Here is a 15,950-nt window from a genome sequence, read left to right as displayed (position 1 = left end):
CGCATATCAAAAACGTACTCATCTATTTGAGGGAGCATTATGACGAACCGCTCAGCATTAAAGATGTTGCCAATATGGCAGGCTACAGCAAAGCGCATCTCATGCGCAGTTTCAAACAGGAAACGGGACAGAGTTTTGTGTCGTATCTCACTGACTACCGACTAACAGCCGCTAGTCACCTTCTGAGACGTACCCAAGAGCCCGTCACTGCCATTGCGGCCAGCTGTGGTTTTGAGAGCCTTTCTTACTTTATACGCAAATTCAAGGCACGGTATGGCATCTCTCCTGGCGCTTATCGCAAACAGCGAAGTAATGCGGAGAAAGCAACAAACAAGCTGCCATCTCAACTTGCCCCTGACTTACGAGCGTGATACCGTGAGCGTATAGAAAACTGCAGTCGGAAGACTGCGACCTGCGAGGAGGCGAACCATGGAATATGTCCCGTTATGCGAGGACCACAATGCCGCGTTACCACCGCTGTGCACATGGCAAAGTCCTCGCGCTGAGCTTGCGTAAAACATCAAATATGTCCTGACTGGGCGCTTTGATGAGGTTTTCCTGTGTACAAGACAGTATATGACGTGATTCTTTGGGATCTCGCCGCGCGGCTAGCTGGCCTTCGCACGTCGGAGGTGCAGATATTTTTGCACTACTTTTCCTCGACACGCGAAGGAGACAGTTATGTCTGCTATCACTACCAAGAAAAACTTTCGTTCTGAACTAAGCCGCGAGCTTGCTTTTGCTGCACGCCACGATGTGGAACGCACGCTTACACGACTAATGTCTACACACAACGGACTCGCAGCAGATATTGCCCAAGCTAAACTCGACCTGCTGGGCACCAATGAACTCACACCTACACATGTAGCATCACCCGCAAGAAGGCTCTTTGATGCCTTTGTAAGTCCATTTACACTCATTTTGCTGGCGTTGGCTGCGATCTCTTTTTACACTGAGGTCATTGCTGTGGCACCCGAATCACGCGACCCTTCCACGGTAATCATCATTGGCATGATGGTGGTCATTTCAGGTGTTTTGGGCTATGTCCAAGAAGCAAAGAGTGACCGTGCGGCAGCAGGTCTGCGCACGATGGTTACTTCAACATGCTCGATCACACGCCGGGATCCTGAGACAGATGAACCACAAACGAGCGAAATCCCTATCGCACAGGTTGCCGTAGGCGATGTAGTAAATCTTGCAGCAGGCGATATCATCCCAGGTGACGCACGTGTTGTGAGCGCCAAGGATCTTTTTGTAGCACAGGCTGCGCTCACTGGTGAGTCCGAACCTGTAGAAAAGACGCCTGATACAGTCCACACGCCACGCATGCGCTCGGGCCGCCGTCGTCCGCTGACTATTGCTGACTGCAGTAACATTTTATTTGCTGGTACCACGGTGCAAAGTGGCAGCGCTACGGCAGTAGTTGTTGGAACGGGCGACAACACCTACCTTGGTCACATGGCCGAAACTCTCGCTGAAGCTCCTACAAAAACAGCCTTTGACCAAGGTATTGAGGATGTCTCACGCGTGCTCGTCAGGTTTATGGCAGTTATGTGCCCCTTTGTTTTGCTTGTCAACGGGCTAACCAAGGGCGATTGGCCAGCTGCTCTGTTATTTGCGCTGTCAATTGCAGTGGGTATTACACCGCAGATGTTGCCCGTCATTGTTACCACCTGTCTTGCGCGTGGTGCCACCGAAATGAGTCGTCACGATGTCATCGTCAAGGGTTTAGGTTCTATCCAAAATCTTGGTGCAACAGATGTACTGTGCTGCGATAAAACAGGAACACTCACCGAAAACCGTGTCATACTTGAGCGTCACTTAGATGTAACTGGACATGATGACAACGATGTCCTGCGCTTTGCCTATCTCAACAGTTCGCTACAAACAGGGCTAGTTAACCTCATCGATCAGGCAGTAATTGACGCGACACGCGAGCTTGAGGCGGCCGATCCTCGCCTATCAGTATTGGATAGCCGCTACGAAAAAATTGATGAGATTCCTTTTGATTTTGAGCGCCGCCGCATGAGCGTGGTGGTACGCGAAAAGGCAACGGGACTAACCGATATTGTGACCAAAGGCGCTGTTGAAGAGGTGCTATCCATCTGCAGTTTTGTTCGTTATCACGGCAAGGAGCTACCACTTCGCGGGGATCTCGTACGCAAGGTAGAAGCCGAGGCAACGCGTCTGGGCGATGAGGGATTGCGTGTAATTGCTGTAGCACGACGCTCTCATCAATTGCCCGTGGGTGCATTTTCGGTAGCGGATGAAAGCAATATGACTCTCGTAGGTTACCTAGCTTTTTTGGATCCGCCCAAAGTTGGAGCTGCCGAAGCAATCGCACGTCTAGAGGCTAGTGGCGTAGCTGTCAAAGTACTTACCGGTGACGCTGAGCGTGTGGCTGCTGCCGTATGTAAAAAAGTCGGCGTTGATGTACAAGACATACTAACGGGCGCTGATGTTGATGAGCTAAACGATGAAAAGCTCGCTGCACGCGCCGAGAACTGCAGACTTTTTGCCAAACTCTCTCCCCTACAGAAAGCTCGTGTGGTGCGCATATTGCGCGAGCAAGGTCACGCCGTCGGTTTTTTGGGTGACGGCATCAATGATGCGGCGGCAATGCGTGCAAGCGATGTAGGTATTTCTGTTGATACTGCTGTGGACGTGGCAAAAGAGACGGCAAATATCATTTTGCTCAAGAAAGATCTCATGGTGCTCGACCATGGAATTGAGGAGGGACGCCGTACCTATGTCAATACCATCAAGTATGTAAAGATGACTGCCGCATCGAACTTTGGAAACGTGCTATCTGTCATGGTAGCAAGCGTAGCTTTACCTTTTCTGCCAATGACATCGCTTCAGCTGTTGCTGCTGGGTTTGGCTTATACACTCGCGGCGGCAGCGCTGCCGTGGGATCGTGTAGACGAAGAGCTGCTGCAAGCTCCACAGCGTTGGGATGCGGAGTCGATTACCAAATTTATGGTGTGGATTGGGCCTACAAGCTCGGTGTTTGATCTGCTGACTTACGCATTGCTGTTCTGGATGGTGTGTCCCGCTATTGCAGGTGGCACTTGGAATATGGCAGCTACGGGAATGTTTGTTGCAGCATTCCAGACCGGTTGGTTTGTTGAGTCGATGTGGAGTCAGACGCTGGTCATGCATGCTCTTCGCACTGAAAAGCTCTCTTTCATAGAAAGTCGTGCTTCTTGGTCTCTCTCACTGCTCACAGCCTTGGGTGTGTTGCTTGTAACAGCCATGCCCTACATGCCAACAGTTGCCAAAGCCTTGGGTTTAATACCATTACCTGCAAGCACACTACCTATACTTTTAGGTGTCATTATTGGGTATCTCATACTCGTTGCTTTAGCAAAAAAACTGTATATCCGAAGGTTTGGCCGCCTGTTATAGTGGCAGATTGAGCCGTCTTACGCGCCGATACATTTGCAGGCTGAGACTCCATCACTACTAAGCGGTGGAGGCTCAGTGCATTTGTTGCAATCTGTACAACCCGCCAAATCAGAACACCTCGGCATTAAGTAACGAGGTGTTCTGTTTAAATTAACCAACTACATTCGCTCATGTTTGCGATGCAGCTCTGACACAACAATCGCTAACAAATCTTCCGCAAATAATGAATCTGTAGCTCCAGCCGTGCAAACAATCAATCCAGCGCTCAAATACGCAACAAAGAAGCCCTGTAAGAATACGCTACTGATATGCTGCCCTATTTATGTAGGAGTATAACTACGTCTCCTGCTTGCATATTTCCCGTATGCGCAAGCTCAATCTGCGAAAAGTCATCACTATTAGTAATGGCGCAGATGACAACATCATCATGCCCTGCAGCAGCAATCTTTTTCTTGGAAAAGCCAAGAAGAGCTTCACCCACATTGATATGTTGACCCTTTTCTGCATAGACCGTAAAACCGTCGCCCTTCATTTCTACGGTATCTACTCCGACATGGATAAGAAACTCAGCGCCATTATCGCCAGATATGCCTAGTGCATGAAAGTTCGGTGCTCCAAGAACACTGATGGTACCTGAAATAGGTGCATAGATAGTCTCATCTGATGGTTTTACGCCAAAACCTAGTCCCATAGCGCCTGTAGAAAATACAGGGTCACTTACAGCAGCGAGTTCAACTACCTCACCAGATACCGGACATACAACATCGTTTTGAGCAACAGTCACATCGAGTGCCGCAGGTTTTGCTGGCTTTTTGAAACGATCGAAAAGTCCCATTTTTTTTCTTCCTCATCTATAAATAAAAGCAACTAGTATCTAAGAAAATGCCGTAGAAAATACTAAAACTATCTCCTACGGCAATACACAAATAAATAATTATATTATTTGCTGTTCTCAGGCTTATAGCTTATAAACTCGATTACAAAGCCAATAGCAGCTGCACCAAGAGATGCGATAATGGCGTAAATCATGTAGGTAATGCCTGCTCCAAGCGCATTTGAGCTATCAATAAAACTGAGCCAATTAAAGACTCCAAGACCGCCAAGGATAAAAATCTTTGCACCCACAATTCCTATAAAAAGTCCAGAAAGTGCAGAAGCGATAGAAGCATTAATAAAAGCTTTCTCATCGGGGAGCGCAACACCATAGATTGCAGGCTCAGTCACACCGAAGAAAAATGCCGAAATCATTGCAGGAAGCGCAATACCACGGAATTGACTATCTTTATTCTTAAGATACATTGCAAATATAACAGCGCCCAAAGCAAAAGAGTGACCAATCATTCCAGGCAGGATGTAATCATAGCCAGAGTTGAAATTAATAAGTGCAAGAGGCACTAAACTCCAATGGAAACCAAAGATAACGAGCACCATCCAAAACGCTCCGACAAGCGTACTCAAAAGAACGGTACCGATAACGGGAATGGAAAGAATTGCCTCAAAGAAGCTCTGGATGAGATTAGTAAGCAGTGTAGCGACAGGTCCGATAATGAGATAACCCAGAACTACTGTACAAGTAAGAGTAACGAGAGGTACAAAGAAGAGCTTGAGTGAATCAGGCATCCATGACCTACAAGATTTTTCTATCTTAGATGCCAGCCATGTCATGAGCACTACAGGGATAACGGAGGAGGTATAACCTGAGGCTGGCATAATAATGGGGATACCAAAAAATGTTGAGTACCACGAGAATACGCCTGCAAAACCAAGATCAACGCTACCAATAACTTCACCTGAAGTCAGTGCAACCATAGAGGGATAGACTAACGCAAAGCCTATAGCCATACCCGTAAAGCCATTCATCTTAAATTTCTTGGCTGCCGAGAATCCGAGAGCTACAGGTAGGAAATAGAAAAAGCCATCAGCCACGGTATAAAGCATGGTGTAGGCGCCGTCTGTCATAAAAGCAGGAACTAAAAAAACTGCTAGAGCAAGCACGCCCTTCATAATACCCGCAGCAGAAAGTACACCAAGAACGGGTTGGAAGATTCCGGAAATGAGGTCAATGACTAAGGCGCCTATCGTCTTAGGGGCTTCATCCTCGTCGTCAGCAGCCACTTCTCCTGCACCAGATAGTCCACCTACTTTGAGGATAGCATCATACACGCCCTCAACAATGTTGCCAACGACCACCTGATACTGACCGTTAGCATCCATCACCTTTATGACACCTGGAAGCTTCTCAATCACCTCCGTATCTGCTTTTTTTACATCTTTCAGCTTAAAACGAATACGTGTAATGCAATGTGCAACACTTCTGATGTTTTCGTTGCCACCCACATTGTCGAAGATGGCTTGAGCAAGCTCTGTGTAATCCTTTGCCATATTATTCCCTTCTCGAGAATCCGCCCACTCTTTTTATACCAAGCTGCGTTGTAAACGTAGCCTTAGTACCTACGTTGCCATGATGAGACGATTCACATGCATCATCAGATAAAGCAACTCTTCGTTCGTACAGTTCCATCCATAGGTTTCCTGTAGATACGCATCAATCTGCATCACAATGAGATAGACTTCGGGAAAATCATGAGCGGCTTGCTTAAAGAGCGTACTATTGTCACTTTGGTTTAGTTTTTTCTCGCCTGCCAAACGAGATGCGAGGTAGCGAAAATGTGCCGCAAAACGTTGAAACGCATATGACGTGCGATCGAGGGTAATGTGCACATTATCTTCAATAAGAACACTTGCATGAGAAATAATCTTGGTGCTTTCAATAACAAGGCGGATGGTACTTTCATCTCCTCCGCCACCAAGTTCGCCATTTACCAGATGCAGCGCTATAGCACAAGCTTCATCGTCTGGAAGCTCCGCACCTGACACGCGACGATTAATCATTTCAACACCCGTTCGCGCAAGTCCCAGCTCTGTTGGATATACAAAAGCAACGGTGTCAGAAAGCGGGTTGCTAATAAAAATACCCTCTTGCCTACGCTGGATAGCGAACTGAATATGATCTGCAAGTGTAAAGGGAAGATTGGGGTTGAGCTTACAATCTAGTTCCATACGGGCAAGCTCAACAATATCAGAGGCAGCTAAAAGAATATTGGTGTCTAGATAATCCAGTGAAGTTGCAATCGAGCTGCTCACATCGCGAAAGACACGCTGAATTTCATCATGCTTTCCAACCTCATACGGCATATGATGAAATCCGATACCCTTGCCAAAAACTACAACTTCCTGACCCGTGTCATCGGTGCCAAAAGCTACATTGTTATTTATCTTCTTAGTGAGCAGCACAGGTACTCCTCTGGACTCTACTTCAAGTGACCACATAGATCACGCAAGTAATGCCTCAGCGGAGTAACAATCTTGCTAGTTCGTATTTAACATACGTGGATAAAGAATACAAGACTGAGATTCATATGTGGTAGTCTATGCTCGGCAAACAGCATTTTTACAACTTCCTCCCCTAGGAGTAAACTCACCCGTATGACAAACGATTGGGGGTTGCATGAGCATCACTATCAATTTATTTTATACAGGAACAGCAGGAAGCACCCTGGCATTTGCACGCGAAATGATTAATTCTGGCACGGTTGATGCAATTCGCGCCGAAGATGGAAACGAAAGTTATGCCTATTTTCAATCATTAGATGATCCAGAAACCATATTGCTTATCGACAAATGGTGCGACCAAAAAGCTATTGATGCCCACCATGCATCTCCAATGATGACACGCATTGCTGAGCTCCGGGAGAAATACGATCTGCATATGCAGGTACATCGCTATAGCGATGCAGAAGATGCTCCACAGGATGAGCGCTTTATTCGTAAGTGAGATCCCGTTTTGACACCAAAATAAAACCAAGGACAGTCTGCATGTTGCCCTTGGTTTTTATTTTGTATTCGAACGCTAAATATTTTGCACTAGTTTAAATCTTCACCATTGCTCTTAATAATTTTTTGGTAGTAGAAGAACGAATCTTTGCGTACACGATGCAAATCACCCGTACCATCGTCATGCTTATCAACATAAATGAAACCATAACGCTTGCGCATTTCACCAGTACCTGCGCTGACCAAATCGATGGGGCCCCACCAAGTGTACCCTATCAAATCAACGCCATCTTCCACAGCCTCACGCATGGCAGCCACATGACTACGAAGGTAATCGATACGATAGGGATCATGGATGCATTCTTTCCCATCTTCTATAACAACCTCATCGTAGGCACCCATACCATTTTCTACGATCATAAGAGGAAGTTGATAACGGTCGTAAATCTCATTGAGAGCAAAACGCAGACCATCAGGGTCAATTTGCCAACCCCAATCTGTCTCTTTGAGGTAGGGATTACGTCCGCCAAAAGACATATTTCCCGCACCCTCTTTGATATCGCCATGTGTTCCCACGATACCACTCATATAGTATGAGAATGTGTAGAAGTCAATAGCGCCCTCACGCAAGAGTTCCTCGTCCCCAGGCTCCATGTTCAACGAGATGCCCTTCTCTTTCCAGAAGCGTTTTGCATAACTGGGGTACGCACCGCGCGCTTGAACATCGGAACAATACCAATTCATGCGACGCATCTCTTCTTGATTGGCGAGTTCATCTTTTGGATCGCAAGTTGCAGCATAGGTAAGAATGAAGCAATCCATATTACCCATCATTACGTTTGTATAGTGCTCATGTGCATACTTCACAAGTTTGGCAGACGCCACAAACTGATGATGGAGAGATTGATAACGCTCTTGCGCATTGTCAGGAACATCTGCCATGGTACCGGTATATCCCTTGATGTTACCAAGCGACAAGGGAACACCCAAGCTCATAGTACCCGCATTAATCTCATTAAACGTGAGCCAGTACTTTACCTTGTCATGCCAGCGATCAAGAAGGACTTTACCATAATTAAAGAAGAAGTCTACAAGACGGCGATCTGCCCAGCCATTGTATTTCTCTACGAGAGCATAAGGAAGCTCATAATGACTGATAGTTACGAGAGGCTCAATGTTATGAGCCTGTAAGCAATCGAAAACCTTGTCATAAAATTCAAGACCTGCTTGATTAGGTTCGCTCTCCTCTCCCGTGGGGAAAAGGCGTGACCAGTTAATTGACATACGGTAAACATTCCAGCCCATTTCAGCAAAAAGCTCGATGTCTTCCTCATAGTGATGGTAGAAATCGGTTGCCTCATGGCTGGGATAAAGTGCATCGGGATCAATTACAGCATCAATCTGACGCGGCGTATGAAGACTACCTCCACGCATGTGGTCTGGGACAGAAGCGCCCTTGCCATCTACATCCCAAGCACCCTCATACTGATTTGCAGCAGTTGCGCCACCCCACAAAAAGCCATTTTTCATCTTCATGACATGCCTCACTCTCCTCTATACCATTCCTCACTTCTACCTACCTCTAAAACGTACTGCAGTTTCAGTTTCTAATTTATAAGTATGTTTTACAAGTTAAATGGGATAAGATGAAACAGAATGAAACAGGGGAAGGACATATGGCAGATCAGTCGAATCACACCAAAAGACTTCTAGCACAGGTGCAGGCTCTCGCACAGGGTCGAACGGGATCAAAACGGTCGATTGCTCAACTTCTTATGAACGAAGGTTCTGGCTTGACACATCTCAGCATGGCTGAAATCGCTCAACTCAGTTTTAGCTCTAAACCTTCTTTGGTACGCTTTGCTCAGGGATTAGGATTTTCTGGGTGGAGATCATTTGAGGAGGCTTACGTTGAGGAAATGCACAGCTACGAAAAACAAGCGCGTAAGTCAAATATAGATACTAACTTTCCTTTTGATGCTGAAACATCGTTGACAAAGATGGCAGAGCATATAGCACGCTTGGAAGAACGGGCACACCATCGAGTATTAGAAGAACTGAATGAAACAACGTTGCGCACTGCTGCACAACGTATGATTCAGGCGCAAAAGATTGTATATTTTGGGGTAGCACAGAATCGTTTTTTGGGCGAGAATCTGGCTTTTCGCTATGCACAAATAGGTATAGATTGTCTTGTTCCTCAAGAAGAGGACTGCGAACTTGTAGCACGTGGCATGGGAAGCGAGCACTGCGCTCTGCTTGTATCCTATTCTGGAGTGGGAAAACAAAGACAACCAGCAAAGTTTTTGCCACTCTTACAGGCTCAGGGAACACGCTGTGTTGTTGTGACAAACTCAGGCAACAACTGGCTCAAACATCATAGTGATTGTTGTCTATGCTTCCCCCCAGAAGAGCATCTTTATAGCAAAATTGCAGGTTATTACAGTGAGGCTGCAACAACATTTGCGCTAGACCTTTTATATTCTGCCTGCTTTCAAGCTAATTTTTCTCAAAATGTGCAGCGCAAACTTGATGCTGTAGTCGCTCATGAGCAGCGCATGCAGGCGAGTGATGTACTGCCAGAGTAATGGGGATCGCGTCATTTTTTATATGCCTCATTTGAATACGGGCTTAACGCTAGATAAAGCTTACATAGGCTAAAAAACAGGACAAGGAATAGGTCCTGTAACAATACCGCCACCAAGACAACGCTCACCCGCATAAATTACCGCACTCTGACCAGGTGCAACACGTTTTTGAGCATCGCTATAGTGTGCACAGACCACCCCATCACTGATGTCTATCTGCACAGCTGTTAAAGTGCCCGTATGACGCGTGCGCAGCAAATACTTTCCTGCTGCTGGTGCCTCTCCGCTAATCCAGCAAACATCATGAAGCTCAATCTCACGAGTCCAAAGCCCTGGGCACATACGATCAGCTGTCACATACACAAGGTTTTTTTGCACATCAGTTGACACTACATAGCGAGCAGGTCCTCCACCAAGGTCAAGACCCCGTCTCTGCCCCACCGTATACAAAAACGCCCCGTCATGATGCCCAAGTACGCTACCTGTCTCCCACTCGACGATATCGCCCGCGCGACGATTGAGCTCATCCAGCAAAAACGTACGAATGCCCACAGGCCCCACAAAACAAATTCCATCGGAATCTGGCTTGTTTTCGACGCCGAGACCACGCTCGGCGCAGGCAGAGCGCACTTCAGCTTTACTAGCAAAACCACCTATAGGAAACAAGCTTCGTACCAGCACCTCTTCGCCAACGCGCCAAAGAAAATAGGTCTGATCTTTGTGCTCATCACAGGCACGGAGCAGTTGAGCATGCCCCTCCTCTTTGCATACACGCGCATAGTGGCCTGTAGCAACAAAGTCAGCGCCTTCAGCAAAAGCGCGTTCGGCAAAACTACCAAATTTGATAGTCTGATTGCACATCACATCAGGATTGGGCGTAAGACCCTGGCGATAACTCTCCACCAAATAATCGACAACCGTACGCTTGTACTCAGCCTCAAAGTCCCAGACTTCAAGGTCAACACCAAGTGTGACCGCAATACGCTCAGCATCTGCCAGCTCGTCTGCCCACGGACAATGAAAGCCTGGCAAATCGCGCGACCAATTACGCATGTAGATGGCCTTCACATCGTATTTTTGCTCGACAAGCAGAGCTGTCGCCAACGCAGAATCAACTCCACCAGAAAGACCAACATAGACCTTTGCCTTGCTCATCGGGTGCCTCCCATCGAGACAGAAGTAGAATCCCTTGCCGCTACAAGCTCTGCCTCAGTAAGACCAAGCCGGGTGAGCTCGGAATGCACAACCTCAATAATTTGCTCAGCCGCATACTCAATATCTGCCTCGCAACTACTGCGACCCAACGTGAGGCGCAAGCTGCCCTGCGCTACTGACGCTGATACGCCAATTGCTTGTAAGACATGCGACTGACGCATCTTGCTTGCAGCGCAGGCGCTACCTGTACCCACATAAACGCCACGACGCTCAAGCGCTATCAGCAGACGTCGAGCATCCAACAGGGGAAAGGATATATGCAACAAGCTGGGCAAACGCTTTTTAGGATTGCGAGGACCCGAAACCAAAGCCCAAGGAAATTCGCTCACCAGTCTACGCTGCAGGCGGTCTCGCAACTGCTGCAAGCGCTGCGCCTCCTCAGCTCGACCAGCAATGGCAAGTTCTAATGCCGCAGCAAAGCCTACCGCCCCAGCAACATTTTCAGTACCAGAACGCACGCCTGATTCTTGGCCACCACCCAAAACTAAAGGTCGCAAAGGCACGCCTTCTGCCGCCCAGAGGAGTCCTACTTGCTTGGGACCATAGACTTTAGCTGCTGACATCGTCATCAGATCACAGCCCAAGGAGGATACATTGGTAGAAAGATAGCCTGCAGCCTGAGAAGCATCTGTATGTAACCAGAGCGGACGTAGCTCACCCGCAGCAAGACGTCGCTTGCGCTCAGCAGCAATCACCCGTGCTATTTTGCGAATTGGCTGGATGCTGCCAATTTCACCATTTGCAAGCTCAATTGAGATAAGTTCAGTTTCCGAACAAATAGCTGCGGATAGCGCAGCTATATCAACGCGACCATCGCTGCATACACCAACCACATCACAAGGATGAGTAGCAGCACAATTTAGCACACTCTCATGCTCAATCGCATCTACGATAACGCGAGCTTTGGGATCTGCGACCACAGCAAAAGCAAGGTTATTAGCCTCGGTAGCTCCTGCTGTCACTGTGACGCAGCCAGGACGTGCGCCAATAAGGTGCGCGATACGAGTGCGGGCATCCTCATAAGCTGCGCGGGCATCGCGCGCTGGTGCATAAGGAGCTGAGGGATTGTAGAAGCATTCTGAAAAATAAGGAAGCATAGCACGAGTGACTTCATCTGCCATGGGAGTTGCTGCAGCAAAATCCAAATAGACTTCGCGAGCCGCCACATGTGTCTTAGCCAAAACCGCTCCCCACCGCTCGCCTATCCCCTCAAGGCAATTTTCCGCCAAAAGAGCTATACGAGCAAAGCATACAAAAAAGGACACCCGCTTGCACGAATGCCCTTTACAATTCTGGAGGCGAAGCCCGGATTCGAACCGGGGATCAGGGCTTTGCAGGCCCGTGCCTTACCACTTGGCTACTTCGCCGTACGCTGACGCATGCGCGTCAGATAAAGAAAAGGCCGAACGAATCGGCCCGGATAAACCATGGAGCGGGCTACGGGGGTCGAACCCGCGACCTCCACCTTGGCAAGGTGGCGCGCTACCAACTGCGCTAAGCCCGCGACGCAAGAAAGTACTATACGGGACTCCGCTCATGGATGCAAGTACAAATTTGGAAAAATGTACCATTTGAGGAAAATTTTTCTCAAGAGTTGATTATCAAGCTCAACCGAACGTCAGAGAAAATCTTTCAAACTCAACAAAACAGCAGCTTAGATGCCACGTGCAAGCTTCACAATTCTTACTACTGTACCCGATCCGACGGTTTTGGGAACAATGGTAACCGAATCAGCAAGCAGTCGCATAAGCTTAAGACCACGACCACGCGCTTGCCAACAGTCATCTTCTGCTGCATCATCAGCAATACGCGAAATGCCCAAGCTTCCATCAGCCAACGCCGCACGCCAACTATCAGCACACCCACAACCGCAGTCACTTACTTCTACCACGACACGATCGCGATAGCCCACAATCTCTACAAGTGCACCCTGGCCATCTGTGTGGTCCACTGCATTACCAACAGCCTCTCCTACCGCTAGATTGGCATCAAAGCGCTCATCACTACTCAAGGGAAGCAGCTCGAGCAACTCACTAACCTTAGAGCGCGTCGCTGCAGGATCGAGCGGATTAATGCGGAGGACACGCCTCCAAAGCGGCAGCGTGCCAGGCTCAAGCTCGGGCACTTCATCTTGTTCTACCACTGTTGAAACGGGAATAAAGTCCACCACACGTCTCAAGGCGAGTGCCCTCAGTACCACGGGCGAAACGTTGATAAGGGACATGAGACCACCAGCTGCTCGCATACGAGCAATCTCGCGAATGATAAGTCCCATCCCCGCCGAATCGATAAAGCTTACATCGGCCATATTCAAAATTACGCGCCGACAACCCGAGCTAATAAGGCTGTCGATGCTACGCCGCACGGCAGGTACGGTCATAACATCAAGATCGGCCTTGAGGGGCACTACGGCTATGTTGGTATCAGGTCTCATACGGGAAGTCTTCCCCGCAATAACGTACCTTAATCTGATGTTGTGCGTACAAATTTGTCAAAGCGCAAAGAAACAAGGGCAACGTCATCTTCCAGATGACGATCGGTGAACTCATCGAGTCGAGCCAACAGACGGTCAAGCAGACCCTCAAAGCCTACGGGAAGCTCTGCCATCACCGCCTCACACAGCCCTGCTTCGCCAAAAAACGCCCCATCTGGCGCACGAGCCTCAGTTGTGCCATCCGTATAAAGAAGCAAAATATCACCGGGAAAGAGCTTGATGCGACCATTGCGATATTCCATCTCGCGGAAGGCTCCCACCACGCCTGACTGTACGTCCAATGTGCTTAGATCACCCGTCTGAGCACGAGCAAGTATTGCCGGCGGATGGCCAGCAGAACAATAGCTCAGCTCTGCTCGATTAAGGTCAATGATGCCTACAAAGAGCGTCGCAAAAGTTTCCAGGCGCGTAAAGCCAAGCAAAAAATCGTTGAGCAGGCGCACCATACGAGCAGGGTTCAGCCCTTCCCAGGAGTAAGCACCCAGTGCTGTTTTGACAGCAGCTGATACTGAAGCCGCTTCAACACCTTTGCCCGAAACATCGCCCATAATGACACAGGCGCGATCCTTAGGTAAGCGAATGAGATCATAAAAATCACCACCAACAGAAGCGGACTGCGTTGCCGATGTATAAAAACCTGCAGCAGTCACACCAGGAACTTTTTGTAATTCATTACGCATGCCAGTCTGTAAGGCTTGAGAAATATGTCGATCACGTTCGTAAGCCTCTTCAGCCTGAGCAGCATCGTGAGTATCCTCAGCAAGCCTACGAAGAAAACTCATTTCGAGTTCATCAAATGGTTCAAGTTCCGCATCACGCAGCAAGAGCATTGCGCGACGCACACCCCCGACAATACCCAAATCAAAAAGCGCACCCTGACAAGACTCGCCCGCCTCAACAAGCCAAGCACCCAGATTATCTGTAGGATCGATGGCAACTACCCTTGTTTCAGCCTTTTCTTCTTGATGGCAAAGCAGCTCTGACGGGAGCACACGACGACCATGTATCGGTAAATCAACGAGGTAATCACCATGTTCTGAAAGTGGATAAGGACGCAGGAAAACCACCGAACACAATAAAGTTTCACCCAATAAAGTGCGAACCTTGTCACTGATATCTTGCCGTTTTTCAGCAGAAGCATCCATACTCTCGGACAACTCATCTTCTTCCAGCGCATTTCCTGCATCCAAAATGAGTCCAGAAAGCTTGTTGCCTAGCTCCGCTAATTCGCGTTCGCGCTGCTGATGCAGAGTTGCAACGGCGCCTGCCAACTGCACAGATAGATAACTTGCCACCGCATCAAGAAGCTGCGCATCATCACGACGAATTTGCTTGGCAAATTCCCAACCCACAATAATGGCCGCAATGATATGGTTTCCAAACCATACGGGTGCCAACAAAAAGCTTTTGTAGGGCGGCACTATCGACTTGTGTACATGAAAGGTTTCACGTGTTTCTTCGTCAATCAATTCACGAACTTTTAGCTCGCCTTGACGCAGATCTTCTCGACGAGGATCAAGCACGCGCAAGCGCAGGCCGCCGCCCAGCTCGCGCAGTCTGTGCTCAAAAGCTTTTCCAGGGACAAAGAAGTGCTTGACCTGCGATGTGTTAGTACCTTCACTTGCACCATACAAGCGAAACCCATCACTTTCTGCAAGATAAAGCAACGCTCCCGTTGCTTCAAGCGTAGAAGAAATTTCCTGTAGTACATCAGTAAAGAGAGTTGCCACATCGGTTGCATCAATCGTACCAAGCACAATTTTGAGCGTACCCGAAAGTCGTCTATTAGCACGTGAAAGCTCCTCAAGCAAGCGCTCACGTTCACGACTTGCAGCTTCCTCATCATGTACAATTGAAGCCACTAATACATATATTTCTTTGGGAGCCTGTACACGATCAGCGCGCACATTGAGCTCACGTGCGCGGCCATCTGCACTTGCACAGAGCAGACGCCGCGTGCTCCCATCCACAGGAAAAGGCAGATCAGCGAGGCAAAAATCCGTCTTGGGAGCATGTCCTAGCGCAGGTGGAAAAAGCATACGAACATCAAGATCTTGAATACTTGATATCGCAATACGATTTTTTACCGCTTGTCCCAGCAACTCTTCGGCTTCCTCGTTGGCAAACAGAATGTGTCCTGCTCCATCAAAAGCCAAGGCGGCATCACTGGTCATAGCCAGCAGGCGTGCAAGCAAGCCCGATGTCGTCCGATCTACCTCTGTCGAAGTATGTAATATCACGTTTTCCTTGCGTTCTATGCTCGCCTTGGGCATCTCTTCTGCCACTACATTCCCTTTCCAAGCTTCTTCTTGAGAATAGTCATCGAGCAAACCTTACTTTGCATCTGCCCAAGTTGTACCGTAGCTGACATCGGCCACCAGCGGCACCTTGAGCGTAACAATACCTTCCAT

12 protein-coding genes and 2 tRNA genes are annotated in these 15,950 nt (G+C 48.3%); 4 read left to right on the top strand and 10 right to left on the bottom strand.

Features of this window, described 5'->3' with window-relative positions; genetic code table 11:
- On the top strand, positions 1-371 hold a 371-nt coding region (locus Q0X25_RS04485), incomplete at its 5' end, for a helix-turn-helix transcriptional regulator (RefSeq protein WP_298579293.1).
- A gap of 310 nt (positions 372-681) precedes the next feature.
- Entirely contained in the window at positions 682-3,408 is a 2,727-nt protein-coding gene (mgtA, locus tag Q0X25_RS04480; protein ID WP_298579292.1) for a magnesium-translocating P-type ATPase, read from the top strand.
- A 316-nt stretch (positions 3,409-3,724) separates the two neighbouring features.
- On the opposite strand, the gene Q0X25_RS04475 is transcribed toward mgtA, so the two are convergent.
- The 3 genes from Q0X25_RS04475 to Q0X25_RS04465 all read right to left on the bottom strand — a co-directional run bounded on the left by Q0X25_RS04475 (position 3,725) and on the right by Q0X25_RS04465 (position 6,702).
- Complete coding sequence (locus Q0X25_RS04475) at positions 3,725-4,243, bottom strand: PTS glucose transporter subunit IIA (RefSeq protein ID WP_298579291.1); 519 nt, start codon at positions 4,241-4,243, stop codon at positions 3,725-3,727.
- 104 nt (positions 4,244-4,347) lie between these two features.
- On the bottom strand, positions 4,348-5,790 hold the full coding sequence (locus Q0X25_RS04470) for a PTS transporter subunit EIIC (protein ID WP_298579290.1): 1,443 nt from the start codon (positions 5,788-5,790) through the stop codon (positions 4,348-4,350).
- 69 nt (positions 5,791-5,859) lie between these two features.
- Positions 5,860-6,702, bottom strand: coding sequence for a PRD domain-containing protein (locus Q0X25_RS04465; RefSeq protein ID WP_298579289.1), 843 nt, complete (start codon positions 6,700-6,702; stop codon positions 5,860-5,862).
- A gap of 214 nt (positions 6,703-6,916) precedes the next feature.
- On the opposite strand from Q0X25_RS04465, the gene Q0X25_RS04460 reads away from it, so the two are divergent.
- Positions 6,917-7,243, top strand: a complete 327-nt coding sequence (locus Q0X25_RS04460) for a putative quinol monooxygenase (RefSeq protein WP_298579288.1) — start codon at positions 6,917-6,919, stop codon at positions 7,241-7,243.
- A gap of 89 nt (positions 7,244-7,332) precedes the next feature.
- Here the strand turns inward: Q0X25_RS04460 and Q0X25_RS04455 are convergent, their stop codons facing one another.
- A complete protein-coding gene (locus tag Q0X25_RS04455) occupies positions 7,333-8,778 on the bottom strand; it encodes a glycoside hydrolase family 1 protein (RefSeq protein WP_298579287.1) in 1,446 nt (481 codons plus the stop codon).
- Positions 8,779-8,888: 110 nt separating this feature from the next.
- Between Q0X25_RS04455 and Q0X25_RS04450 the strand changes: the two genes are divergently transcribed.
- Positions 8,889-9,830 (top strand): MurR/RpiR family transcriptional regulator, encoded by a 942-nt coding sequence (locus Q0X25_RS04450; protein WP_298579286.1) that lies wholly within the window; start codon positions 8,889-8,891, stop codon positions 9,828-9,830.
- A 69-nt stretch (positions 9,831-9,899) separates the two neighbouring features.
- On the opposite strand, the gene mnmA is transcribed toward Q0X25_RS04450, so the two are convergent.
- From mnmA to Q0X25_RS04420, 6 genes are all read right to left on the bottom strand, one after another.
- Entirely contained in the window at positions 9,900-10,985 is a 1,086-nt protein-coding gene (mnmA, locus tag Q0X25_RS04445) for a tRNA 2-thiouridine(34) synthase MnmA (protein ID WP_298579285.1), read from the bottom strand.
- Complete coding sequence (locus tag Q0X25_RS04440) at positions 10,982-12,226, bottom strand: cysteine desulfurase family protein (RefSeq protein WP_298579284.1); 1,245 nt, start codon at positions 12,224-12,226, stop codon at positions 10,982-10,984. The genes mnmA and Q0X25_RS04440 overlap by 4 nt, the downstream gene beginning before the upstream one ends.
- A gap of 112 nt (positions 12,227-12,338) precedes the next feature.
- Positions 12,339-12,412 (bottom strand) — tRNA-Cys (locus Q0X25_RS04435).
- A 61-nt stretch (positions 12,413-12,473) separates the two neighbouring features.
- A tRNA-Gly gene (locus tag Q0X25_RS04430) sits at positions 12,474-12,549 on the bottom strand.
- Positions 12,550-12,699: 150 nt separating this feature from the next.
- Positions 12,700-13,479 carry an anti-sigma factor antagonist gene (locus Q0X25_RS04425; RefSeq protein WP_298579283.1) on the bottom strand — a complete coding sequence of 260 codons (780 nt, stop codon included), beginning with the start codon at positions 13,477-13,479 and terminating at the stop codon, positions 12,700-12,702.
- A gap of 29 nt (positions 13,480-13,508) precedes the next feature.
- Positions 13,509-15,824, bottom strand: coding sequence for a GAF domain-containing SpoIIE family protein phosphatase (locus Q0X25_RS04420; protein WP_298579282.1), 2,316 nt, complete (start codon positions 15,822-15,824; stop codon positions 13,509-13,511).
- Between the last annotated feature and the right edge of the window lie 126 nt (positions 15,825-15,950).

Origin of the sequence: uncultured Olegusella sp. (genome assembly GCF_947253395.1) — a bacterium.
In the GTDB taxonomy this organism is placed as follows: Bacteria; Actinomycetota; Coriobacteriia; order Coriobacteriales; family Atopobiaceae; genus Olegusella.
Note: the sequence above shows the minus strand (reverse complement) of the source record. Positions and strands in the feature narration are given on the sequence as shown.

Bases quoted from the DNA above. Each gene is read 5' to 3' on its own strand.
- mgtA (WP_298579292.1), top strand. From the start codon at position 682: ATGTCTGCTATCACTACCAAGAAAAACTTTCGTTCTGAACTAAGCCGC.
- Q0X25_RS04475 (WP_298579291.1), bottom strand. From the start codon at position 4,243: ATGGGACTTTTCGATCGTTTCAAAAAGCCAGCAAAACCTGCGGCACTC.
- Q0X25_RS04470 (WP_298579290.1), bottom strand. From the start codon at position 5,790: ATGGCAAAGGATTACACAGAGCTTGCTCAAGCCATCTTCGACAATGTG.
- Q0X25_RS04460 (WP_298579288.1), top strand. From the start codon at position 6,917: ATGAGCATCACTATCAATTTATTTTATACAGGAACAGCAGGAAGCACC.
- Q0X25_RS04455 (WP_298579287.1), bottom strand. From the start codon at position 8,778: ATGAAGATGAAAAATGGCTTTTTGTGGGGTGGCGCAACTGCTGCAAAT.
- Q0X25_RS04450 (WP_298579286.1), top strand. From the start codon at position 8,889: ATGAAACAGAATGAAACAGGGGAAGGACATATGGCAGATCAGTCGAAT.
- mnmA (WP_298579285.1), bottom strand. From the start codon at position 10,985: ATGAGCAAGGCAAAGGTCTATGTTGGTCTTTCTGGTGGAGTTGATTCT.
- Q0X25_RS04425 (WP_298579283.1), bottom strand. From the start codon at position 13,479: ATGAGACCTGATACCAACATAGCCGTAGTGCCCCTCAAGGCCGATCTT.